The organism is Streptomyces sp. NPDC056296 (assembly GCF_042268605.1).
In the GTDB taxonomy this organism is placed as follows: Bacteria; Actinomycetota; Actinomycetes; order Streptomycetales; family Streptomycetaceae; genus Streptomyces.
Genome location: NZ_JBHJRX010000010.1, coordinates 18491 through 41342 on the forward strand (window position 1 = coordinate 18491; position 22852 = coordinate 41342).

General features: G+C 72.4%; 20 protein-coding genes. 9 read left to right on the forward strand and 11 right to left on the reverse strand.

Annotation, left to right across the window (positions count from 1 at the left end; all coding sequences use genetic code 11):
* Nucleotides 1-40 precede the first annotated feature (40 nt).
* Nucleotides 41-1753 carry a pyridoxal phosphate-dependent aminotransferase gene (locus ACFCZF_RS09320; protein ID WP_376671147.1) on the forward strand — a complete coding sequence of 571 codons (1713 nt, stop codon included), beginning with the start codon at nt 41-43 and terminating at the stop codon, nt 1751-1753.
* A gap of 11 nt (nt 1754-1764) precedes the next feature.
* Here ACFCZF_RS09320 and ACFCZF_RS09325 read toward each other — a convergent pair whose 3' ends face one another.
* The gene (locus tag ACFCZF_RS09325) at nt 1765-2733 is read right to left on the reverse strand and encodes an arabinan endo-1,5-alpha-L-arabinosidase (protein WP_376671148.1); all 969 of its coding nucleotides are present in this window, start codon (nt 2731-2733) and stop codon (nt 1765-1767) included.
* A gap of 92 nt (nt 2734-2825) precedes the next feature.
* Between ACFCZF_RS09325 and ACFCZF_RS09330 the strand changes: the two genes are divergently transcribed.
* Nucleotides 2826-3191 (forward strand): hypothetical protein, encoded by a 366-nt coding sequence (locus ACFCZF_RS09330; protein ID WP_376671149.1) that lies wholly within the window; start codon nt 2826-2828, stop codon nt 3189-3191.
* Nucleotides 3192-3210: 19 nt separating this feature from the next.
* On the opposite strand, the gene ACFCZF_RS09335 is transcribed toward ACFCZF_RS09330, so the two are convergent.
* Together ACFCZF_RS09335 and ACFCZF_RS09340 are read right to left on the reverse strand one after the other, a co-directional pair.
* A complete protein-coding gene (locus ACFCZF_RS09335; RefSeq protein WP_376671150.1) occupies nt 3211-4002 on the reverse strand; it encodes a hypothetical protein in 792 nt (263 codons plus the stop codon).
* A gap of 203 nt (nt 4003-4205) precedes the next feature.
* Nucleotides 4206-4859, reverse strand: coding sequence for a DUF4360 domain-containing protein (locus tag ACFCZF_RS09340; RefSeq protein WP_376671151.1), 654 nt, complete (start codon nt 4857-4859; stop codon nt 4206-4208).
* A 160-nt stretch (nt 4860-5019) separates the two neighbouring features.
* Between ACFCZF_RS09340 and ACFCZF_RS09345 the strand changes: the two genes are divergently transcribed.
* Nucleotides 5020-7836 carry a beta-galactosidase gene (locus ACFCZF_RS09345; protein WP_376671152.1) on the forward strand — a complete coding sequence of 939 codons (2817 nt, stop codon included), beginning with the start codon at nt 5020-5022 and terminating at the stop codon, nt 7834-7836.
* 12 nt (nt 7837-7848) lie between these two features.
* On the opposite strand, the gene ACFCZF_RS09350 is transcribed toward ACFCZF_RS09345, so the two are convergent.
* The 5 genes from ACFCZF_RS09350 to ACFCZF_RS09370 all read right to left on the reverse strand — a co-directional run bounded on the left by ACFCZF_RS09350 (nt 7849) and on the right by ACFCZF_RS09370 (nt 13558).
* Nucleotides 7849-9354 carry an alpha-N-arabinofuranosidase gene (locus tag ACFCZF_RS09350; RefSeq protein ID WP_376671153.1) on the reverse strand — a complete coding sequence of 502 codons (1506 nt, stop codon included), beginning with the start codon at nt 9352-9354 and terminating at the stop codon, nt 7849-7851.
* Nucleotides 9355-9433: 79 nt separating this feature from the next.
* Entirely contained in the window at nt 9434-10405 is a 972-nt protein-coding gene (locus ACFCZF_RS09355) for an arabinan endo-1,5-alpha-L-arabinosidase (RefSeq protein WP_376671154.1), read from the reverse strand.
* The gene (locus ACFCZF_RS09360) at nt 10402-11265 is read right to left on the reverse strand and encodes a carbohydrate ABC transporter permease (RefSeq protein WP_376671155.1); all 864 of its coding nucleotides are present in this window, start codon (nt 11263-11265) and stop codon (nt 10402-10404) included. Before ACFCZF_RS09360 ends, ACFCZF_RS09355 begins: the two co-directional genes overlap by 4 nt.
* Nucleotides 11262-12203 carry a carbohydrate ABC transporter permease gene (locus ACFCZF_RS09365; protein WP_376671156.1) on the reverse strand — a complete coding sequence of 314 codons (942 nt, stop codon included), beginning with the start codon at nt 12201-12203 and terminating at the stop codon, nt 11262-11264. Before ACFCZF_RS09365 ends, ACFCZF_RS09360 begins: the two co-directional genes overlap by 4 nt.
* Nucleotides 12200-13558, reverse strand: a complete 1359-nt coding sequence (locus ACFCZF_RS09370) for an extracellular solute-binding protein (RefSeq protein WP_376671157.1) — start codon at nt 13556-13558, stop codon at nt 12200-12202. The genes ACFCZF_RS09365 and ACFCZF_RS09370 overlap by 4 nt, the downstream gene beginning before the upstream one ends.
* Nucleotides 13559-13796: 238 nt before the next feature.
* Here ACFCZF_RS09370 and ACFCZF_RS09375 point away from each other — a divergent pair, with 238 nt between their 5' ends.
* The 5 genes from ACFCZF_RS09375 to ACFCZF_RS09395 all read left to right on the forward strand — a co-directional run bounded on the left by ACFCZF_RS09375 (nt 13797) and on the right by ACFCZF_RS09395 (nt 19456).
* Nucleotides 13797-15032: a DUF6545 domain-containing protein gene (locus ACFCZF_RS09375; protein ID WP_376671158.1), complete on the forward strand. Its 1236-nt coding sequence runs from the start codon at nt 13797-13799 to the stop codon at nt 15030-15032.
* Between the two features lie 91 nt (nt 15033-15123).
* Nucleotides 15124-15645 carry a toxin gene (locus ACFCZF_RS09380; protein ID WP_375907553.1) on the forward strand — a complete coding sequence of 174 codons (522 nt, stop codon included), beginning with the start codon at nt 15124-15126 and terminating at the stop codon, nt 15643-15645.
* Nucleotides 15642-16829: an MAB_1171c family putative transporter gene (locus ACFCZF_RS09385; protein WP_376671159.1), complete on the forward strand. Its 1188-nt coding sequence runs from the start codon at nt 15642-15644 to the stop codon at nt 16827-16829. Before ACFCZF_RS09380 ends, ACFCZF_RS09385 begins: the two co-directional genes overlap by 4 nt.
* A gap of 31 nt (nt 16830-16860) precedes the next feature.
* Nucleotides 16861-18063, forward strand: coding sequence for an MAB_1171c family putative transporter (locus ACFCZF_RS09390; protein ID WP_376671160.1), 1203 nt, complete (start codon nt 16861-16863; stop codon nt 18061-18063).
* Nucleotides 18053-19456, forward strand: a complete 1404-nt coding sequence (locus ACFCZF_RS09395; protein ID WP_376671161.1) for an FAD-dependent oxidoreductase — start codon at nt 18053-18055, stop codon at nt 19454-19456. Before ACFCZF_RS09390 ends, ACFCZF_RS09395 begins: the two co-directional genes overlap by 11 nt.
* Before the next feature lie 83 nt (nt 19457-19539).
* Here ACFCZF_RS09395 and ACFCZF_RS09400 read toward each other — a convergent pair whose 3' ends face one another.
* Entirely contained in the window at nt 19540-20454 is a 915-nt protein-coding gene (locus ACFCZF_RS09400) for an SMP-30/gluconolactonase/LRE family protein (RefSeq protein WP_376671162.1), read from the reverse strand.
* Nucleotides 20451-21224: an IclR family transcriptional regulator gene (locus ACFCZF_RS09405; RefSeq protein WP_375907539.1), complete on the reverse strand. Its 774-nt coding sequence runs from the start codon at nt 21222-21224 to the stop codon at nt 20451-20453. Before ACFCZF_RS09405 ends, ACFCZF_RS09400 begins: the two co-directional genes overlap by 4 nt.
* 141 nt (nt 21225-21365) lie before the next feature.
* Between ACFCZF_RS09405 and ACFCZF_RS09410 the strand changes: the two genes are divergently transcribed.
* A complete protein-coding gene (locus tag ACFCZF_RS09410; RefSeq protein ID WP_376671163.1) occupies nt 21366-21971 on the forward strand; it encodes a hypothetical protein in 606 nt (201 codons plus the stop codon).
* Here the strand turns inward: ACFCZF_RS09410 and ACFCZF_RS09415 are convergent.
* Nucleotides 21958-22851 carry a RimK family alpha-L-glutamate ligase gene (locus tag ACFCZF_RS09415; RefSeq protein ID WP_376671164.1) on the reverse strand — a complete coding sequence of 298 codons (894 nt, stop codon included), beginning with the start codon at nt 22849-22851 and terminating at the stop codon, nt 21958-21960. The genes ACFCZF_RS09410 and ACFCZF_RS09415 overlap by 14 nt on opposite strands.
* Nucleotide 22852: the final 1 nt, after the last annotated feature.

Sequence of the window (22852 nt, forward strand, 5' to 3'; positions counted from 1 at the left end):
CGTGCTCCCCCGCGCGGGCCGCCCACCTACGGAGGTTCATTTGTCCGGCAACGTCACCTCGTTGTTCCGCGGCACCGCGGCGCACAGCCCGTCGATGGCGGCGCTGACGCGGGAGAGCGGCGAGGCGGCGGGCGCCGGCCCGGTGGATTTCTGCATCCCCTGCAACCCGTACTTCCCCACCCCGGCGATGTTCGACGAGATGGCCGCCCGGCTGCGCGACATCATCACGTACTACCCGAGCAGCGCCGACACCATCACCGCCGAACTGTGCAGCCTGCTCCAACTGCCGCCACAGTGCGTGGCGATGGGCAACGGCTCCACCGAGCTGATCACCTGGATCGACCATCTGCTGGTCCGGGAGTCCCTCGCCGTCCCCGTCCCCACCTTCGGCCGCTGGACCGACCAGCCCATGGAGACCGGCAAGCGGGTCGACATGTTCCCGCTCCAGGAGTCCAGCGGCTTCGCCCTCGACCTCGCGCAGTACGCCGAGTTCATCCGGGTCCGCGGCACCCGGGTCGCCGTCGTCTGCAACCCCAACAACCCCGACGGCGGCTTCCTGCACAAGCACGCGCTCGTGCAGTTCATGGACGCCATGGCCGACCGGGACCTGGTCGTCATCGACGAGTCGTTCCTGGAGTTCGCCGACGCGGAGGCGGAGCCCAGCGTGGTCCAGGAGGCGATGCTGCGCCCCAACGTCGTCGTCCTGCGCAGCCTCGGCAAGAACTTCGGGCTGCACGGCATCCGCTTCGGCTATCTGGTCGCCAACCCGGCGCTCGCGGGCCGGGTGCGCGCCATGCTCCCCAAGTGGAACCTCAACTCCTTCGCCGAGCACGTGGTGTTCATGCTGCGCGACCACGGGCCCGAGTACGCCCAGAGCCTCCACCAGGTCCGCCGCGACCGCCTGGAGATGGCCGGTCAGCTCTCCTCGCTGCCCGGCCTGACCGTCTATCCCTCCCAGGGCAACTTCCTCTTCGTGCGTCTGCCCGTGGGCGCCGAGGGCACCGTCGTCCGGGACCGCATGCTCACCGAGCACCGGGTCCTGGTCCGTGAATGCGGCAACAAGATCGGTTCGTCCAGCCGCTTCCTGCGTCTCGTGGTGCGCCCCCAGGCCGACGTGCGTCGCCTGGTGTCCGGCCTGGAACAGGTGCTCTACGGGGCCAGGAGGGGAGCCGCCGTGCCCGAGCCCGCTACAGGGACCAGCTACAGCTCGGGCACGGCGGCGGTGGACCGCCTGATGAGTGAGACCAACGGGTCCGGCCTGCGGGGGCTCGCCGCTCCGGCCGCCGGTGCCGGCAACCCGGGGCTCGTCGCCGCTCCGGCCGTCGGCACCGGCATGCCGCTCCCCGCCGCGGTGCCCGCCGCCCCGGCCGCGGCCGCCATCGGCCCGATGCCGGTGCCGACGGCACCGCAGCAGGTCCCGCAACCGGCGCCGGTCCCCCAGCCGGCGCCGTATCCCGGGCCGGTGCCGGTCCCCCACCCGGCACCGGTCCCACAACAGCCCATGCCCGCACCGGCCCCCGTCCCCGTGCCCGCCCCGGCTGCCGTCCCCGCCCCGGCTGCCGTCCCCGCCCCGGCTGCCGCGGCGGCGCAGTACCCGGCGCCCACCGGCCCCACCCCGCCCGGCGTCCCGGCCCGCGGTGGCCTCACGGCCGCCCAGGTCAGGGGCACCAACGGCCTGGAGTCGGTCCCGGCGACGGGCTGGCCGGGCCCGCAGAACTGGCCGAACCCGGCGGGCATGGGCCGGACGGGCTGACTCCGCCCCACTCAGTAGGCGACGGGCCAGCCGCCGCTCCAGTCCAGGAGGTTGATGCCGAGTTTGGGTGTGCCGTTGTCGTTGCCGTCGTAGTAGTGGTAGACGATCAGGTCCCCGTCGACGTCGTTCATGATCGACTGGCCGCCGGGACCGATGACGCTGCCGTGCGACCCCAGCACGGGCGTCCCGCCGTTGTTCATCATCGAGACGCCGTCGCGGTCGCGGTAGGGCCCCGTGACGCTGGTCGCCCGGCCCACCTTGACCTTGTACGTCGAGCTGGTGCCGGCGCAGCAGGTGTCGTACGAGGCGAAGAGGTAGTAGTACCCGTTCCGCTTGACGATGTACGGGGCCTCGACGGCCTTCGTGCCGGTCGGGCGGGAGGCGAGGGAGCGCCGGGCGGTGTCGGAGGCGAGCTGCTTGCCGGTGGCCGGGTCGATCCGGATCATCTTGATGCCGGTCCACCAGCTGCCGAAGGACAGCCACCACTTGCCGTCGTCGTCGACGAAGAGGTTGGGGTCGATCGCGTTGTAGTCGCTGGACGAACCCGATGTATAGACGATGCCGTAGTCGCTCCAGCTGCCCGGCTGTCCGGTGCTCGATCCGGCGAGGCCGATGGCGGAGGTGTTGGAGCCGAACTTCGAGACGGAGTAGTACATCAGGTACTTGCCGCCGTGGTACGAGATGTCGGGCGCCCAGGCCTCCGGCACGGAGGAGTACCGGGACCACCAGCCCGGCCGGGAGCCGAAAGCGTCCGCGCCGGCGGCGAAGGCCGTGCGGTCGGAGGACGCCTTGCCGCTGATGCCGCCGCCGGTGGCGTAGAGCCGGTACTGCCCGGACGAGGTGCGGATCATCGTCGGGTCGTGCACGACGACGGAGCCGGTGACCCGGCCGGGGTCGGGATACGCCGACGCCGTGGACGGGACGAGGGCGAGCACGGCGGCGGTGGGGAGAGCGAGGAGTGCGGTTCTTCTGCGACTCATGGGGGGACGCTCCTGTTCTGTATGTCGAACGCCGATCGTCACTTCGGACGGGAGATTGGGACGGAACGTAGAATCGAACCCCTTGCGCGTCAATGGCCCGCACAGCAACGGCTGCCAACGTCCGGAACACATCACGTTTCACGGGTGACATACGACTGGACACGAAGACGCCCGGCCGCTGCGAGGTCGGCGGCACCCCCGGCCTGCTGGACACCGTGGCCTCGGTCCCCGGTGCCCTCGGTTACCCGGCGACCCTGGAGGGCGCCGACGAGGGCGCCTACCCGTACTGGCAGACGGAGATCGCCTACACCTACGGCGAGCCCCCGGCGGACTCGATCGCCGCGGGCTTCCTGCGCTACCTCGCCGACGAGGTCGGCAAGGACATCATCCGCTCCCAGGGCCACCGCCCCTGCTCGGAACTGGACAAGCCGCTGCTGTGCCGGCCGACCGGGTCGTGACCCGGGTCGTATCCGCGCCTCACTCCGGCCGCATCAGCTCCAGGTCCTCGCCCCACGCGTCCAGCACCGCCCCGTGCCCGGCCGCGCGGGCCACCGGCTCGACCCGGGTGAACAGTCGGCGCTGCGCGGACACGTCGCCCGTCGCCGAGACGCGGTCCACGGCGGCGAGCAGCCGGGCCGTGTCCCAGCCCGGCAGCGGGAACCGGGCGAGTTCCCATTCCAGGTACTTGTTGTAGGGGCGGGGGCGGCGGTCCAGCGCGAAGAGCAGCTCCAGCAGGAACCGGACGCTGTCGGCGGCGTCGAGCCGGGCCGCGAGCGGGTGCCCGTCGCGGTGGTTCTTGACCGAGCGGTAGAGGGAGTTGGCGTAGGCGTCGAGCCATCCGCCCGCGTCCCGGAAGGCCTCGTCGGGGTCGAGCCGCGCCTTGGCGGCCAGCATCCGGGCGATGCCTCCGTCCAGCCGGTCCAGCACGACCCGGGCGCGGGCGAGGGCGTACCGCTCGAAGCCGGGCATTCCGGCGGCGCGGAACTCGTCGAGGGAGAGGACGACGAGGTCGAGTTCCGGGGTGCGGTGCCCCGCGAGACCGGTGAGGGCGGTGGTCGCGCCGTCGGCGAGGACGACGTACAGGTCGTGGTCGGAGTGCTCGGTGGTCATGCCCTCGTGGGCCCGGGAGCCCTTGAGGACGAGTCCGACGACGGCTGGGTCGGCGGCGGCGAGTCCGACGACGGCGTCGTAGGTCAGGGGCCGCCGCGCGATCTGAGGGGGCTGCGCGGTCTGAGCGGTCTGAGCGGTCTGAGGGGGCTGAGCGGTCATGGCGTGATCTCCGTGAGGACGGACGACGGGTATGCCGACCGGGCGGCCCCGCGCGCCGCGGGGTCGCCCGTACCGTCTGCGGCGGCGCTCGGCCGCCGCCCGGAGGATCAACGCACGTGCGGACCCTACCCCGCACGTGCGTCGTCAACCGGGAGAAGACCGCGGCCCACGTCGAACAGGTCCGCGCCGCCGCCCTCACCCGGTCAGGACTCGGGGCACTCCTTCCACGCCAGGTGGTACACCGTGCTGATGTCCCCGTCCGTGGAGTCCATGGTCATGAAGCTCACCTCGTCGGGGTCGGACGTCCCCGTGCTCACCCGCAACTCCGTGTTGATGTTGAAGTTGCGCTGCACTCCGCAGGGCGCCCAGACCAGCTGGGCCCAGTCGGTGGTGTCGGTGGCCTGCCAGTTGTCGTTGAGCGGGCCGCTGAACGGGTGGGAGCGGTACTGCGTGTCCGGGGAGCCCTGGAAGTAGTACGAGGCCCGTTGGGTGCCCTTGGCGCCGGGCTGGAGGGCGGCGAAGCCGCGGTAGTCCGCGCTGGCCACGGCGTAGGTGAAGCCCTGCGGGACATGGACGAGCAGGTTGAGCTGGCAGTTCTTGCGGAACGCGGTGGGCGCGGAGTCGCCGCCCGCCTGGGCGAGGTACTCGCTGTAGGTGACGGTGAAGGCGGTGTTGTCCTCGGAGACGGCGACCGCCGCCGTGCCCTGCGGACAGCCGGAGCCGTTGACCGTGGCGACGTCGATGATGATCTTGTCCGGCGGCGGGTCCTCGAACCCGCCGGAGGGCTGGTGCTGCGCGGGCAGCGCGGAGGTGAGGAGCGCGGCGATCGTGCCGCTCAGGAGCAGGCCGGTGGCCATGGGTCTCCCATCCCGGTCAGTGGGGGGTGGATGTAGTTGAATGCTTTGCACATCTGTTGTGCACATGACATTCACAAGGCGGTCGCATCGTATGCACCCCCACACGACGCGAACAGATCGAAGACCGGCCATTTAACGCATCGCCGGGTCCTTGTGGAGAATGGCCCGGCAGCGCGGCACCAGAAGTACAGCAACAGGAGAGGCTCCCTTGGAGCTCAGCAGGCTCAGCAGACGAGCGTTCAGCGCCCTCGCGGGCACCAGCGTCCTCGGTCTCGCACTCGGCGGCAGCGTGAGCAGCGAGGCGCTGCCACGCTCCGGCGCCCGTGGCCCCGTGCCCACCGGGCCGCCGCCCGGACCGCCCGGCGCCGACGGGGTGCGCCACCGGGTCGCCCTGGACCGGTACTCCCTGCTGATCGACGGCAGACGGCTCGCGCTGTGGTCCGGCGAGATGCACCCGTTCCGGCTGCCCAGCCCGTCCCTGTGGGGGGACGTGCTGCAGAAGATGCGCGCCTACGGCTACAACGCGGTCAGCGTCCGCCTCGCCTGGAACCAGCACTCCCCCGCCCCCGGCGAGTACGACTTCACCGGCGTCCGCGACCTGGACCTGTTCCTGCGCACGGCCGCCGAGACCCGTATGTACGTCGTCCTCCAGCCCGGCCCGTACATCGGCGCGGACGTCGACGCGGGCGGCCTGCCCGGCTGGCTGACGGCCGCCGAGGGCCGGGCCAGGACCGCCGACCCCGCGTATCTGCGCCACGCCGACGAGTGGCTGAGCCGCGTCAACGCCGTCGCCGCCCGGCACCAGTACACCCGCGGCACCGGCACCGTCCTGCTCTACCGGGCCGACGCCCCGCGACGCGCCCACCTGACCCGCCTGCACGACAGGCTCCGCGCCGACGGCATCGACGTACCCCTCCTGCACGCCGACACCCCGGTCCCCTGGGGAGCGGCGGAGCACACCCGGGACGCCGCCGAGGCGCGGCGGGTCCACCTCGACCACCTCGCGCACGGCGTCACGCTGCACAACGTCCACACGGCGTTCGGCGGCACCTCGTGGGGCTGGCTGGCCGCGCCGTCCGCGCCCACGCCCACGTACGACCCCACCGCGGCGATCGACGAGGCGCGCCGGCCGACGGACAGGCTCGCCCCGCTCCACCAGCTCGGGCAGCTGCTCCGCCACGTCCCCGACTTCACCCGGCTGGACGAGGCCCCCGCGGTCAGGGCCGCGGACGACCGCATCCGGGTGCGGCACCTCGCCAACCCGGACACCGGCACCCACGCGTACGTCGTGCGCAACGACTCCGCGACCGACGTCACGTCGACGCTGCCGATGGGCGGGACCGACGTGGAGGTCACCGTCCCCGCCCGGGACGCCAAGCTGTTCGCCACCGGGCTCCACCTGGGATCGGGCCGGAAACTGGCGTACGCCACCGTGCAGCCCATGATGTCCCTGAGCGTCGGGCGGCTGGACATCGCCGCCTTCGTGGGCCGGGCCGGCGAGAACGCGCACCTGGTGCTGGACTGCCCGAACGAGCCGTGGCCGACCCGGCTGGACGAAGAGGCGGCCTGGGCGTACGACCACGGGAAACTGCACATCACCGTGCCCCTGGGGGAGGACCGGGTGACCCGGCTGCGGGTGCGCAGCGGCGAGTCCGACCGCACCCTGATCCTGCTCGTCGCCGACGACGCCGCCTCGCTGCGGCTGTGGCCGTACGAGACCCCGTCGGGCCGGGTCCTCGTGCACGGCCCGGCGCTGCTGCGCGACGTCGCCCTGGACGGCGCCACGATCCGGCTGACCGGCGACACCGTCGAGGAGCGCGGCCTGGAGGTGTGGGCGCCGCGTGGCATCACCCACGTCACCTGGAACGGCGAGCCGGTGGAGGCGTCCGTCGGCCGAGCCCAGAGCCTGATGGCCGTCTGGCCGCTGTCCGGCGTGCCCGACCTGGTGCTGCCCGCGCTGGACGGCTGGCGGCGCCGCACCGAGAACCCGGAGTCCGGCCCCGGCTACGACGACTCGGGGTGGACGGTCGCCGACCGGCGGACCTCGCACAGCACGACCCCCGTGCCCGACGGGCAGCCCGTGCTCTTCGCCGACGACTACGGCTTCCACTACGGCGACGTCTGGTACCGGGGCCGGCTCACCGGCGCCGCGGACCTGGAGTCGGTGTCCCTCGCCTACAGCACGGGTGCGCGCGGGATGCTGATGGCCTGGCTGGACGGGGCGCCGCTGGGCACCCACCGCATGGGCCGGGAGGACGACGGCGGCGAGGGCACGTGGACGGCCACGGCCGGCTTCCGGCTGCCCCGGGCACTCCGGAAGAGCCTGCGGGAGCGGCCCGACGACGGTGACTCCCTCGTCCTGTCCGTCCTGGTCCGGCGCACCCAGCACGACCAGGACGCCTACCAGGCGGCCCGCGGCCTGACCTCGGTCACCTTCGAGGGCGCGTCGCCAGAGGTGAGGTGGCGGATCCAGGGCGCGGCCGCCGCCGACCCCGTGCGCGGGCCGCTCAACAACGGCGGGCTGTACGGGGAGCGGTGGGGCTGGCATCTGCCCGGGTACGACGACGGCGGCTGGGAGGAGGTGTCCTCGGCGGCTCTCCCCCGTGCGGACCGGCGCCAGGGCGTGACCTGGTACCGGACCACCTTCCGGCTGGACGTCCCGCCGGACGTCGACGCCTCGGTCGGTCTGGTCCTCGACGGCGACCCGGACCGCGACCACCGCGCCCAGGTCTTCCTGAACGGCTGGAACATGGGCGAGTACGCCGGCGACGACCCCACGGGCGCGGGCGCGCCGCACACCTTCGTCCTGCCGAACGGCATCCTGCGCACCCGCGCCGCCGCCAACACCCTGGCCCTCGCCGTCCTGGCCGACGGCGAGGCGGTCTCGGGGCCGGGGACGGTGCGGCTGGAACTGCTGGGCGGCGCGGCCGGAGGGGTGCCGGTGGAACCGGTCGCCTCCCCCGGCCCGCGCCGCTGACCTCGTCGGGCCTCAGCGCAGCCGGATCACGTTCCAGGACAGCGGCTCCAGGGCGGCGGTCAGCCTGCCGCCGTTCAGGACGGTGCCGTCCACCGCGTGCGGGACGACCCGCTCGTGCTCGGCGAGCGTGTTGCGGGCGTCCGGGTCGGCGTCCGCGAGGGCGCTGTGCTCGACGACCTCGGTCAGGTCCAGGCCGCTCAGGGCCACGTCGAGCGGCAGCGACTCGGTGCGGGAGCGGTTGACGGCGAAGACGGTGACCGAGCCGTCCTCGGCGCGCACGGCGGTGGCGTGCAGCAGGTCGGCCGCACCGTACTTCTTCGTCTCGTACGTCGGTGAGTCCACCCGGACGTCGAGGACCTCGCCCCGGCCGTACTTCGAGGCCTGCGCGAACGGGAAGAACGTGGTCTGGCGCCAGGCCGGGCCGCCCGGCTCGGTCATGATCGGGGCGATGACGTTGACGAGCTGGGCGAGGCAGGCGACGGTGACGCGGTCGGCGTGCCGGAGCAGGGCGACGAGCAGCGAGCCGAAGACGACGGCGTCGGTGACGCTGTAGTTGTCCTCCAGCAGGCGGGGCGCCTCGGGCCAGTCCAGGGCGCTGACCTCGGCCTGGGTCTTGGCCATGTACCAGACGTTCCACTCGTCGAAGGAGAGGTTGATCCTCTTCTTGGACTTGAGGCGGGCGCCGATGTGGTCGCAGGTGGCGACGACGTTCTCGATGAACGACTCCATGTCCACGGCGGAGGCGAGGAAGGAGTCGATGTCGCCGTCGTGCGGCTCGTAGTAGGCGTGCAGCGAGACGTGGTCGACCAGGTCGTACGTCTCCTTCAGGACCGTCGCCTCCCACTCGGCGAAGGTCTCCATGGACTGGCCGGAGGAGCCGCAGGCGACGAGTTCGAGGTCCGGGTCGATCTGGCGCATGGCGCGGGCGGTCTCGGCGGCGACGCGGCCGTACTCCTCGGCGGTCTTGTGGCCGGTCTGCCAGGGACCGTCCATCTCGTTGCCGAGGCACCAGAGCCTGATGCCGAAGGGGTCCTTGTCGCCGTGCTCGGCACGCAGGTCCGAGAGCGCCGTGCCGGCGGGGTGGTTGGCGTACTCCTGGAGTTCGAGGGCCTCGGCGACGCCGCGGGTGCCGAGGTTGACCGCCATCATGGGCTCGGCCTCGGGGCCGAGCTTCTTGAGGAAGGCGATGTACTCGGAGAGGCCGAAGCGGTTGGTCTCCGTGGAGCGCCAGGCCAGGTCGAGGCGGCGGGGGCGGTCCTCCACCGGGCCGACCGAGTCCTCCCACTTGTAGCCGGAGACGAAGTTGCCGCCGGGGTAGCGGATGGCGGTGACGCCGAGTTCCCGGACCAGGTCCAGCACGTCCTGGCGCAGGCCGGCGTCGTCGGCGGTGGAGTGGTCCGGCTCGTAGATGCCGGTGTACACGCAGCGGCCGAGGTGTTCCACGAAGGAGCCGAAGAGGCGGGGGTTGACCTCACCGACGGTGAAGGCGGGGTCGAGGGTGAAGCGAGCCGTTCGCATGTGCGCCTTTCGGAGAGGGGGTGCTTGTTCGTTGGCGGCTGAAGGTCGCCGGTGGCTGGTCGCGCAGTTCCCCGCGCCCCTACGCCACGTTCGGCCAACCGTTCCTCGCCCAGTTCAGCTCGTTGAGCCCGAGCTTCGGCGTACCGCTGTCCTGCTTGTCGTAGTAGTGGTACGCCAACCAGTCGCGGCCCCGGTCGCGGAAGACCGACTGGCCGCCGGTGCCGATGTAGCGGCCGTGGCCTTCCAGGAGCAGGTCACCGCCGCCCTCCAGCAGCGGCTTGCCCGTGCTGTCGACGTACGGGCCCGTGATCGATGCCGACCTGCCGACCTTGATCTTGTAGGTGCTGTCCACGCCCGAGCAGCAGGCGTCGTGGGAGGCGAAGAGGTAGTAGTACCGGCCGTGCTTGACGATCTCCGGGCCCTCGACCGCGTACGGTTCGTCCGGCCGGGTCGCCAGGTGGTGGACCTTCGCGTCCTCGACCGCCTTGCCGGTGCGCGGGTGCAGCTCGACCATGCGGATGCCGCTCCAGTACGAGCCGAAGGACATCCACGGGCGGCCGTCGGCGCGGATGACCGCCGGGTCGATGGCGTTCCAGGTGTCGGTCGTCTCGGAGGAGAAGACCCTGCCGTGGTCGGTCCAGGTGCCGGGCAGGCCGGTGCGGGAGGTGGCGACGCCGATCGCGGAGTGGTTGGTGCCCCAGGAGGAGACGGCGTAGTAGAGCCAGTACCGGCCGGCGCGGTAGGAGAGGTCGGGGGCCCACGGGTCGCCGGTGTCGTTGTACCCGTACCACCAGGCCGGGGGCTTCGCGAAGGCGTTGCCCGCGTCGTCCCAGTGGCTGCCGTCCTCGGAGAGCCGGGCGCCGATGACGCCACCGGTGGAGTAGGCGACGTACCCGCCGCCCTTCAGGCGCATGACGGTGGGGTCGTGGATGATCTGCTGGCCGGTGATGGGGCGCGGGTCGGGGTAACTCTCCGCCGCCTGCGCCGTGTTGGGCAGCAGGGCCATCAGGGCGGCCGTCGCCGCGGCGGCGAGGGTTCTGCGTACGGTCACTGGCCCGCCAGTCCCGTGTGGGCGACGCCCGCCACGATCTGCCGCTGGAAGAAGACGAAGACGATGATCAGCGGCAGGCCGGCCATGAGGCCGCCGGCCATGAGCTGGGCCCACTGGATGCCGTAGGAGTTCATGACGGTCGCGATGCCGTTCGGCATGGTCATCAGGTCGGGGTTGTTGGTCACCATGTAGGGCCACAGGAAGTTGTTCCACGAGCTGATGAAGGTGAAGATGCCGACCGCCGCGAGCGAGGGGCGGGAGAGCGGCACGATGATGGTGAAGAAGACGCGCCAGCGGCCGGCGCCGTCGATGAAGGCGGCCTCCTCCAGCTCGCGCGGGATGCCCTGGAAGAACTTGTAGAGGATGTAGACCATCGCGGCGGGCGCGCACTGCGGCAGGATCATGCCCCAGTAGGTGTCGACCATCCCCATCTGCTGGACGGTGGTGAACAGCGGGACGCCGAGCACGGCCGGGGAGACCATGAGGCCCGCCATGACCACGCCCATCAGGAGGCCCTTGCCCCGGAACTCGGTGCGGGCGAAGCCGTAGCCGGCCAGCGCGCTGACCAGCAGCACGATCGTCGTGACGCAGACCGACACGACGAGGGAGTTGACGAACCAGTTGGTGATGTTGCCGGTCTCGAAGAGGGCCGTCCACGCCTGGCCCGTCCAGTCCTCGGGCAGCCAGTGCGTCGGCACCTCGACGGCCTCGGTCTCCGACTTGAGCGAGGTGAACAGCGCCCAGGCCAGTGGCGCCAGGAACAGCACGGCGACGGCCGTGCCGAGGAGGGTGAGCACGATCTGGCCGGCCGACCAGGGCCTGCGGGCCTTGGTGCGCGTCGGCGCCGCGGCGGTGGTCATCGGCCGCCCTCCTCACGGTTGCGCAGCAGCCACATCCGGGCGAGGGCGACGGCCGCGATGAGCACGAAGAAGATGATGGAGATCGCGGAGGCGTAGCCCACGCGGTAGCTGGTGAAGCCCTGTTCGAGGGTGTACTGCACGAAGGTGCGGGTCGATTCCTCGGGGCCCGGCCCGAAGTCCTGCATCACGACGGCCTGGTCGAAGACCTGGAGCGAGGCGAGGATCTGCAGGGCGACGACGAGGCCGGTGATGTTTCGCAGCATCGGCAGCGTGATGTGGAGCGTGCGGTGCCAGGCGCCCGCGCCGTCCAGCTTGGCGGCCTCGTAGAGGTGCGCGGGGATGCCCTGGAGTGCGGCGAGGTAGAGCAGGAAGCTGAAGCCGACCGTCCACCACAGGGTGGTGATGACGACCGCGAGCAGAGCGTACGACTTGTCGGTCAGCCACGGTGTCTCGAGGCCGAGGACGTGGTTGACCATGCCGGTGCCGGGGTTGAACAGCCACTGCCACAGGTTGGCGGCGACGGTGGACGGCAGCAGGAACGGCATGAAGAAGCACAGCCGCCACAGCCACTTGCCGCGCTCGATGTGGTGGGCGAGCATCGCGAGGAGGAAGGCGAGGACCGTGATGCAGGGCACGACGAGCAGCGTGAAGTACGCGCTGTGGCCGAGCGCGTCCCACATCAGGGGGTCCTGGAGGGCCTCGCTGTAGTTGTCCAGGCCGATGAAGCTCGCGCTGTCGCCGGAGATGTTGGCGTCCGTGAAGCTGAGGTAGAGGCCGCGCAGCAGGGGCCAGACGACGAAGAGCGCGAACAGGGCGAGGAACGGGGCGACGAACCAGCCGCCGTGCTGGAAGCCCTGCCCGCGGCGGACGGTGACGCTGTCGGCGGCGGTCTTCGCGCGCGCCGGGCGGATGATCGTTTCAGCGCTGGTCGTCGTCATACGACCGCACCTCCCTGCGCGGCGGTGCGGCCGTCCATGGGGTTCTCCGTGCCGAGCAGGTCGGTGAGCGCGCCCTTCATGCGGCGGGCGGCGGCCTCCGGCTTCGCCGAGCCCATCGTCGAGGAGACGACGATCGGGCCGACGCGCTGGGCGAGGATGCCGGTGGAGCCGGCGAACCACACCTTCGGCTCGGTGGCCTGGTGGTCCATCGCGCCGGCGTACTCGCTCTGCGGGTTCTGCTCCTTGTACGCGGCCGTGGACAGGGTCGGCGTGTAGGCGGGGATGTGGCCGCCGGCCGCCCACTGCTGGGCGTGCTTGACGACGTAGGCGGCGAGTCGGTGCGCGGCCTCGTTGGTGGCGCCGCCGCGGTCCGCCTGGTGCGGGAGCACGAAGGAGTGCGACTCGGCGTGGGTGGCCCGCTTGCCGAAGACGGGCGGCAGCGGGGTCGCGCCGTAGTCGAGCTTCGCACCGGAGAAGACGGGCACCGACCAGTTGCCCTCCCAGGCGAACGGGGCGCCGTTGACGAACTGTTCGGCGCCCGCGCCGCCCCCGAAGCCGGGGTCGGCGTAGCCGTCGGCGACGTGTCGGCGCAGGAACTCCAGGACCTGGGTGGCCTTGTCGGTGTCGAAGGTGACCTCGGTGTTCCCCTCGTTGAACCAGGTGCCGCCGAGCTGGGTGTAGAAGGCGACGAAGTCCCACCACTGGAAGTTCTGGTCGTTGTGCCAGAAGCCGATGGTCTGCAGGCCCTTCCCGGTGGCCTTCCTGGCCTCCTTCAGCACGTCGAACCACTCCTCGGTCGACGTCACGGGCACCATCCGCCCGTCGGCGCCGAGCAGGCCCGCCTTCTTCAGCACGTCCTTGCGGTAGAAGCAGAGCTGGACGTGGATGTCGAGCGGGAGGGCGTAGAGCTTGCCGTCGATGACGGCGCGCTTCCACAGCTCGGGGTTGAAGTCCGCCTCTTTCACGCCGTACTTGGCGAGCAGGCCGACGTCCCAGGGGTCCAGGAGGCGGCCGGGCGAGAAGCCGGTGACGCGGCCCAGGTGCATGACGCCGAGGTCCGGTGCGCGGTTGCCGGCGGCCGCCATGGCGAGCTTGGTGTAGAAGGGGCTGCCCCACTGGAGGGTGGAGTCCTGCACGTCGATGCCGGGATTGTCCTTACGGAAGGAGTCCAGCATCGCGATCATGTTGTAGCCGTCGCCGCCGCTGAAGAGGTTCCAGTAGCTCACGCGGGTGTCCGCGCCGGAGGCGAGCGCGTCGGCGCCCGTGCCCAGGGCCGCGAAGCCGAAGCTCCCCGCGACCGTCAGGCCGCCCGCCGCGGCCAGGAAGTGCCTGCGATCCAGGCCAGGTCGTCCCATGCCCTGCCCTATCTGCTCATGAATGTGTGGGTCGAGACGCGTTGTTCGAGATATCGAATAGCGCTCGTAACTTCGAACGGGACCGTAGGTGGGCGGCGCTTTCGCGTCAATGGTTCGGACAAGAACTCGGGGCAGGACTTTCCGTGCGCCGGCATCGCATGACGCGGACACATCCAGCCGCGTAGGCTCGAACGGCCTTGGACACGACGGCGAGTGCCAGCGGGGGTGGGGGACGAAGATGGAGTCCGCGGACGCGGCCATGGGTCCGGCCTCGTTCCTCAGCGAGTTCTACACGTCCTTCTGGTGGATCCCGGCCGCCGTCCTGGCCGCCGCCCTGGCGATCAAAGTGCCGACGATCATCCGGCTCTGGAAGGACCCGCTGCTGCGCGCGGTCGGCGGTCTGCTGCTGCTCGCCTGCGCGGTGTTCGTGTTCGTCGCGCCCTCGACCATCGTCTGGGTCAACCGCGTCACCGGCGTGCCCAACATCTCGGCGCCCTGGGTGTACTCGCTGCTCACCGCGTTCTGCGGCTCCTGTCTGGTGCTGATCATCGCCTGGCGCGACGGGCTGTCCGAGCGCTCCGCCCCGACGCGCCGGGCCACGCGCTGGGTCGTCTTCGCCTACGGGAGCGTGATCGTCGCGCTCTGGGTGCTGTTCGCCCTCGCCGACGTGCCCGTGGAGCGCACCCGGGACCTGGACACGTACTACGCCAACACGCCGTTCATGCGCGAGGAGATCCTGCTGTACCTCGTCGCGCACACCACCGCCGTGCTCATCACCTCGAAGCTGATCTGGAACTGGATCCGCACCGGCGGATTCGACGCCTGGCTGCGCTGGGGACTGAGGTTCCTGGGCATCGGCTACGCGCTGAACCTGGCCTTCGACGCCGCCAAACTCACCGCCGTCACGGCCCGCTGGACCGGCAACGACCTGGACTGGCTCAGCCTGGACGTGGCCCCGGCCCTGGCCTGTCTGTCCGCGGTGTCGATCGCGGTCGGCTTCATCCTGCCGCACGCCGGGCAGTACCTGCACGAGCGGTGGCGGATCCGCCTGGCCCACCGCCGGCTGCGTCCGCTGTACCGGCTGACACGGACCGTGAACGGTTCCGGGGTGCCGTTCGTCCTGCGCGCCAGCCCGGAGCTGCGCCTGACCCGCCGCGAGACCTTCATCCGCGACGTCCTGCTGCCGCTGGCCCGGCGCACCGACGAGCGGCTCGGCGAGCGGTCGTACGTCGCGGCCCTCGGCCTCGGTTTACCCCCGGCGCGGGCGAAGGCGCTCGCGTCGGCGGTGGTGATCCTCGACGCGGTCGACGCCGGGCCCCGCGCGGACGGCGGCGACGGCACCCACGACCCCGACACCACGGACCTGCTCCGCGAGATCGGGGCGCTCTCGCGCGCCCTGCGCCACCCCGACGTGATCCGGGAGGTCCGCGCCCGCGCCGCGGCACCCGAGGACACCGTGGCGGTCACCGAGTGACCGTGCCGCACGCGGAACTGGCCCGGACGGCACTTGTCTTGGCATATTGCACAGGTGACCGAGCAACAACCAGGGGAACAGGGAGACATCGGTGCGTACCAGGAAGGAGATGCGTCGTCTCGCTGACGCCCTCATCGACCCCATCCGGGTTCCGGTCCCGGCGGACCCCGAGGTCCTCTTCGACGCGCTCGTCGCCTCCGTCAGCGCATGGCGGGGACGCGACGTGGTCGTCCACCGCGCGGCGTTCCCGCCGCACACCGCGAGCGGACTGTGGCTGGAGCGCGAGAACCACGACGACGTGGTGGTGGACGAGCGCGCCGCCGTGTGGCACCAGATCGTGATCCTCTGCCACGAGGTGTGGCACATGAGTCGCCGCCAGGCGGAGACGGACGTCGGTGCCGAGCCCCGGCCGGTCGCCGCGCGCACCGACTTCTCCCTGGCCGAGGAGCAGGAGGCGGACCGCTTCGGCATGCTGATGGGCCGTCGGCTGCGCACCTGGCTGGAGGCCTCCACCGACTCGGTGTTCGCCGCGGAGGGCGGCGACCCCGACGACCCCCAGGACCTCGCCGGACGCATCGGGGCCGCGCTCAACTACCGCGGGACGACGAGATGAACGGCCTGATCAACTACGTCAGCTGCGGAGTGCTCTGGCTCGGCCTGCTGGTGAAGGCCCCGGATCTGGTGCGCCACCGCCGCGATCCCTATCTGCGCGCCATCTGCGCCGTGCTGGGGCTGGCCGGGCTCTGCTTCCTGCTCGGGGCGCCTCCGACGGTCGGCGCGGTCAACCGGCTGAGCGGTGTGCCGAACCTCGCGGCCCCGCTCACCTACGCGGCGATCACCGGGTACTGCGCCGCTTCCCAGGTCCTCGTCGTCCACTGGCGCGGCGGGCCCCGGGTGCACCGCACGGCGCGCCGCTGGACGCTCGCCTACGCCGCCGTGGTCCTCGGCATCGCGGTGACCTTCGCCCTCGGCGACGCGCCCGTGGAGCGCCGCACCGACCTGGACACCTACTACGCGACGACCCCGTTCATCGCCCAGATGATCGTGCTCTACCTGGTCGCGCACCTCATCGCGGTGACCGTCACCACGGTGATGTCGCTGCGCTGGGCGCGCCGGGTGCGGGGCGGGCTGCGGGCGGGCCTGACGCTGCTCGGCGTCGGTTCGCTGTGCGGCGCCGGCTACAGCGTCGCCAAGCTGGTCGCGGTGGGCGCCAGTTGGTCGGGGCGGGACTGGTCGGCGCTCGACACCGCGTTCTCCCCGGCCGCCGCCGGTCTCGGTGCCCTGCTGATGGTCGTCGGGGTGCTGATCCCGCTGGTGACGCCCCGGACGGCCGAGTGGCGGCGGGCCCGGCGGACGTACGCCCGGCTCGAACCCCTGGAGCGGGCGCTGGACGACCTGCTCACCCGGCGGACGCTGCGGCTGCCCCGGCCCCGGTTCGCCTCCCCCACCACCCGGCTGATGTGGCGCCAGACCAGCATCCACAACGCGCTCGGCCACCTGGACGCCTACTTCGACCGGGACCTGTACGACCGGACCCGCGCCGGTGTGCTGGCGGCGACGGATGATCCGGAACGGGCCGAGGCCGGCGCCTGGGCGGCGGTGATCACCGCCGCGGTACGGCACGAGGCGGGACCGGACGGGGGCGCGCCGCCGCCCGGCGGCGCCGGTCCGCTTCCCGGCCGGGTGCCGGGCCCGGCCGCCCTCGGCCGGATCGCCGACGTGCTGGCCGGTACGGCACCGCTGCCGCCGGCCCCCGCCGCCGTGCCGAGCGGTACGACCACGGCGGGGACCGCGTGAACCGGGCCCCGGGCGAGAGGAGTCTGCCGGTATGAGCCTCGTCGTGTACCTGGCGGCCGTCGTGTTCGGGATGACCTCCGTACTGCTGTTCCGCCGCCCGCGCACGGCCATGCGGAATCCGCTGACCCTGTCCACCAGCATGGCGATCGTCCTCGGCGCCCTGGTCTTCGTCTGCGCCGCCCCGGCCACCCTCGCCACCGTCAACGAGCTGACCGGCGTCCCTAACTTCGGGGCCCCGCTGACCTACGGGATGCTCTCCGCGTACAGCTGCGCCGTGCTCGTGCTGCTGATCAACTGGCGGGGCGGTTCCCGCGAGCGGGTGCGGCGCATGGTGCTGCGCAGCATCGCCGCCTACGGTCTGCTGGTGGTCGCCATCGTCGTGCTGTTCACGCTCGCCGACGCGGACACCGAGCGGCTGACCGACCTCGACACCTACTACGCCGGCACCCCGTACATGCGGGAGATGATCCTGCTGTACCTGCTCGGGCACAGCGCGGCGATGCTCGTGATGTGCGCCGTCTGCGTCAAGTGGGGCCGCGAGGTGGGCGGACTGCTGCGGGCCGGGCTGCGGCTGATCCTGCTGGGGGCGCTGCTGGACGTGGTGGGGTTCCAGCTGACCAAGTACACGGCCGTCGTGGCCCGCTGGACGGGTCACGACCTCGACTTCCTGTCCACCACCGTGGCCCCGCCGATGGCGTCGCTGGCCGCGCTGCTGTGCTCGGCCGGGTTCGTGCTGCCCAGGCTGCTGCCGCCCGTGGTCGACCACTGGCGGGGGCTGGGCGACTACCGGCGGCTGGATCCGCTGTGGTCCCTGGTCAGGTCGGTGTCCACCGCCCCCAAGCCGCCGACCGCCTGGTGGCAGCTCCCCCAGGCCCGGCTCCAGTGGCGTGAGGTGTCCATCCACGACGCCCTGCTCGCGCTCGCGCCGTACTTCGACCACCGGGTCCGTGAGCGGGTGCGGGACACCGCCCTGGGCGCGGGCCGCTCCCCCCACGAGGCCCGGCTGGCGGCGGAGGCGGCCATGCTCGCCGACGCCGCGCGCCGGGCCGTCACCGGTGAGGAACCGCCCGAGAGCGCCGGTACCTACCGTCTGCACGCCACCGAGGTGTCCGGCCCGAGCGGTCTGGTGGAGCTGGCGCAGGCGCTCGACCGTCCGCCCGCCGCGTCCGGCGGTGCGGTGCCGTCTCCCATGACCGGACCCATGGCTGAACCCGAGGAGCCCCATGTCGCGTAGAGCTGTCGTCATCGGTGCCGGCCTGGCCGGGATGCTGGCCGCGTCCGTGCTGTCCACCGCGGGCGTGGACGAGGTGATCGTGCTGGACCGTGACGAGTTGCCCGAGGGGCCTGAGCACCGCCGCGGGCTGCCGCAGGGGCGGCACGCGCACCTGCTCATGGCCGGGGGGCTGGCCGCCATGGAGGAGCTGGTGCCGGGTGTGAGCCTGCGCAAACGGCTGCTCGCCGCCGGGGCCCACGAGATATCCCTCAGCTCGGGCATGCTGGCCCGCACGCCCGAGGGCTGGCTGCGGCGGTGGCGGCGCGAGGGGCCCGTCATGCTCACGTGCAGCCGGGCGCTGCTGGACTGGACGGTCCGGGCGGCGGTGCTGGAGCACTGTCCGGTCGAGGTCCGCAAGGCGGCGGTGGTGGGGCTGACGGGGTCCGCCGGCCGGGTGCGGGGCGTGCGCGTCGCGGCCGTCGGCGGGGACACGGACCTCGACGCGGACTTCGTCGTCGACGCGAGCGGGCGCGGCACCCGGGTCGTCACCTGGCTCGACGGGCTCGGTCTCGCCGGTGTCCGGGAGCGCACCGTGGACTCCGGGCTGGTCAACGCGACGCGCGTCTACCGGGTTCCGGAGGGCGCGGAGCGGTTTCCGCTGACGATCGTGCAGTCCGACCCGTACGTGTCCCGGCCGGGGCGGAGCGCGATGGTCCTGCCGATCGAGGACGACCGGTGGATGGTCAGCTGCGGCGGCACGCGAGGCGGTGAGCCGCCGGCGGACCCGGAGGGTTTCCTGCGGTACACGCTCGAACTGCCGGACCCGATCGTGGGGCGGCTGATCTCCGGCGCGGAGCCGCTCACCGACGTGCATCTGAGCCGTTCGACCAGCAATGTGCGGCGGTACCTGGAGAGGTCCGCCCGGTGGCCCGACGGTTTCGTCGTCCTGGGTGACGCGCTGGCCACCTTCAACCCGGCGTACGGGCACGGCATGTCGGTGGCCGCGTTCGGCGCGCGGGTCCTCGGCCGGGAGCTGGAGCGGGCCGGCGGTCTCGGCGCGCCCGGTCTCGCCCGGCGGGTGCTGCGGGGTGCGGCGCGTTCGGCGGACCCGGCGTGGTCCATGGCCGTCGGCCAGGACGTCCTCTACCCGGGGGTGCGCGGTGGACGGCCGGGGGCCGCCGACCGCGTCGTGACGGCGTACACGCGGCGCATGACGAGGGCGGCCACGGGCTCCTTCGCGGCGGCCTCGGCGATCTGGGACGTCACCAGCATGCGCACGCCCCCGACCCGCATGTTCCACCCCGGCGCGCTCCTGGCCGCCCTCGCCGGCTCCCCGCTCGCCCCGCTGACCAGGCCGCCGCTGACTCCGGGTGAGCGGGAGGTGCTCCGCGGGCTGGACCGCACGGGGGTGTGAGGCAACGGGCGTGTGAGGCAACGGAGGTGTGAGGGGACGGGCGGACGCGCACCGGCGTCCGCCCCGGCTCCGCCGCCCCGCGCTCAGCCCGCGAACGCCGGCTGGGCCGTCCCCCGGCCCGCGCCCGGCACCACCAGTACCGAACCGGCCAGCGGATGCGGAGCCGTCAGCCCCACCCGGGCCGTGGTGATGTACAGGTCGGTCAGGCCGGGGCCGCCGAAGGCGCAGGCCGTGACCCGGGGGACGGGGAGGGGGATCACCCGGTCCAGGTCACCGGACGGGGTGTACCGGCGTACCGCGCCGCCGTCCCACAGGGCGACCCAGACACAGCCCTCGGCGTCGACGCAGAGGCCGTCCGGGAAACCGGCGCCGTCCTCGACGGTGGCCAGGGGCCGGCGCCCCGTGATCCAGCCGTCCCGGCCGTTCCGGGCGCCCCCGGTGCCGGAGTCCGCGTCCTCGAAGACGTCGAAGACGTCGATACGGCGGGTCGGCGAGTCGACGTAGTACATCAGCCGCCCGTCCGGACTCCAGCCGGTGCCGTTGCTCACCGCCACGTCGTCCAGCACCGGCGTCACCGTGCCGTCCCCGGTGACCCGGGACAGCGAGCCGCCGCCGGGTGCCTCGTCGTAGCGCATGGTGCCGGCCCACAGCGTGCCGTCGGGGGCGACGGCGGCGTCGTTGGCGCGGCGGCCGGGGACGACCTCCCGGTGCAGCCAGCGGAAGGTGTCGTCGGGGTCGAGCAGTCCGATCCCGTCCCGCAGGTTCAGGACGAGGCCGCCGCCCGCGCGGGGCTTGACGGCGCCCACGTGCTGGTCGGTGCGGCGGACCGTGCGCCGGCCGGTGGCCGGGTCGTAGGTGTGGACGCGGGAGTTCAGGATGTCGATCCACAGGAGGCGGCCCGTCACCGGGTCCCAGGTGGGCCCCTCGCCGAGGGACGCCTCCGCCCGGACGGCCACGTCGTACGCCGTCCCGGTCGGCGTCGTACCGTGCCTCGTCATGCGGCGCTCCGGTGGCCGAGTCGCTCGGAGAGGTCGGCGGAGCCCTTGACGGCGAGCTGCTCCAGCTCGCCGAGGCGCTCCTCGCTCCAGCGGATCATGGGCACGGAGATCGACAGCGCGGCCACGACCCGGCCCGTGCGGTCGCGGACCGGGGCGGCCACGCAGGAGACGTCCGGGTTGGACTCGCGGCTCTCCACCGCGATGCCCCGCTCGCGGATCCCGGCCAGGGCCTCGCGCAGGGCGGCCGGATCGGTGATGCTGTTCGGGGTCATCGCGGTCAGCTCGGCGCCGTCGGGGAAGCGGGCGGCGACCTCCTGCTCGGGCAGGGAGGCCAGCAGCATCTTGCCGACGGAGGTGCAGTGGGCGGGCAGCCGGCGACCGGCCGCCGACACCATGCGCACCGCGTGCGTGGAGTCGACCTTGGCGATGTAGATGACGTCGGTGTCCTCCAGGATCGCCACGTGCACGGTCTCGTCGCAGGTCTCGGCGACGGCCCGGGCGACCTGCTGGCCCTCGGCGGCGAGGTCGAGGTGCTCGGCGTAGCGGGCGCCGAGCTGGTACGGACGCACGCCGAGGCGGTACCGTCCGGGCTGCCCGGCCACGGGGACGATGTACTTGCGGGCGGCGAGCGTGGTGACCAGCTCGTGCACGGTGGTGCGCGGCAGCTGGAGCCGGCGCACGATGTCGGGGGCGGAGAGCGTGCCGTCCCCGTCGAGGAAGAGCTCCAGTATGTCGAGAGCCCGGGTCACGGCTGGTACGAGGCGTCCCATGTCCCGCCCCCTCCCTAGGTATGTTCGAGATTTCAACAGGCGATCGGAATAGCGAACACAGGCTACTCATATCGCGTTTGCCGGGGCAATGGGCAGGCGGCACCGCGATCGCACCCCCACCCATGGGCCACGATGGTCTCCATGCCCACGCCAGCGTCCACCGGAAAGCGGCCCACCGGCCCGTTCACCCCGCGCGACTTCCAGCTCGTGCTGCTGCGCCGCATGGCCGACCACAATCCGGGCCCGGTCGAGGACGCCCGTCGCGAGCTGGGCGCCTCGCTCGCGGAGATGCGGGAGGCCAACAAGCGCTGGCAGGCGATGCTCCGCTCCCCGCGCTCCCGCTCGGCAGCCTCTCGCTACCGCTCGGTCCTGGGTGAGCCCGAGTCGGTGGCACCCCGCCGGATCGGCGACCTGGAGTGCGAGGCCCGGCAGTGGCGGCTCCCCCTCTGGCCGGACCTGCGCTTCGAGGTGCTCGTCGCCGACAAGGGCGTCGTGTGGAACGAGTGGCTGGTCCGCGCTCCCGGCGCCGAGGGACCGGAGCTGCGCACCCTGGACGACCTCACGCCCTGGTCCTGCACGGTCGACGAGGCGGCCCGCGCCTTCGCCCCCGCCCGCCCGCTCCAGGGCTCGGCGCCCACCCGCTGGGGGCTGGCCTTCACCGCCCCGGACGCGCGGGGCCAACGCCACGAGGTCGTCGCGGAGTTCACCTGGGGACTGCTCCAGCGGACGGCGGTCAGCGACCCCTAGCCGCGTCGAGCACCGCCTCCACCACCCTCGGCATCGACCGCTCGTGCAGCCACAGGAACAGGTTCGGCTCGACCAGCTCCAGCTCCATCAGCAGCGGCCGCCCGTCCTCCCCGTCCACCAGGTCGACGCGGGCGTACAGCAGCTCGGAGGCGTCCGGTACGGCGGCCAGGGCGCGCTCGGCGACGACGAGTTCGGCCGGGGACGGGGTCCAGGGCTCCAGGCCGGGGTGCGCGACCTTGCGCTCGTCGTACGGCGTCCCGGGCGTGAGGACCGCGCCCTTGCGACTGGCGTGCAGCAGGCGCCCGCCGAAGAACTGCAGCGCCCGCTCACCGGCGGTGTCGATGCTGCTCACGTACGGCTGCACCATCGCCGTGAAGCCCTCGGCGTGCATCCGCTCCACCTGCCGTACGGCGGTGGCGTGCTCGTCGGGCGTGTAGCGGGCGGCGAAGCGGGCACCGGCGCCCGAGGTGGGCTTGACGACGTACTCGTGGTCGCCGGGCAGGTCGGGTATCTCGCCGGGGGACACGTAGCGGGTGGACACGGTGGGCACGCCGGCCGCCGCGAGGTCGCCGAGGTAGCGCTTGTCGGTGTTCCACCGCACGACACCGGCCGGGTTCGCGAGCCGCGTGACCTCGCCGCACTTCTCGGCCCACGCCGTGAACTCGTCCGCCCGCCAGCTGTAGTCCCAGGTGGAACGGATCACGGCGAGGTCGAAGGACCCCCAGTCGACGCCGTCGTCGTCCCACACCTCGGCGGACGCCCGCGCCCCCGCCTCCTCCAGCGCGCGCACGAGCACGGGGAGGTCGCGGTCCTCGCTGACGTGCGGTCCGGGGCGGCAGGTGACGAGCGCTATTCGGGGCGTTACAGATGTACGGGGCATT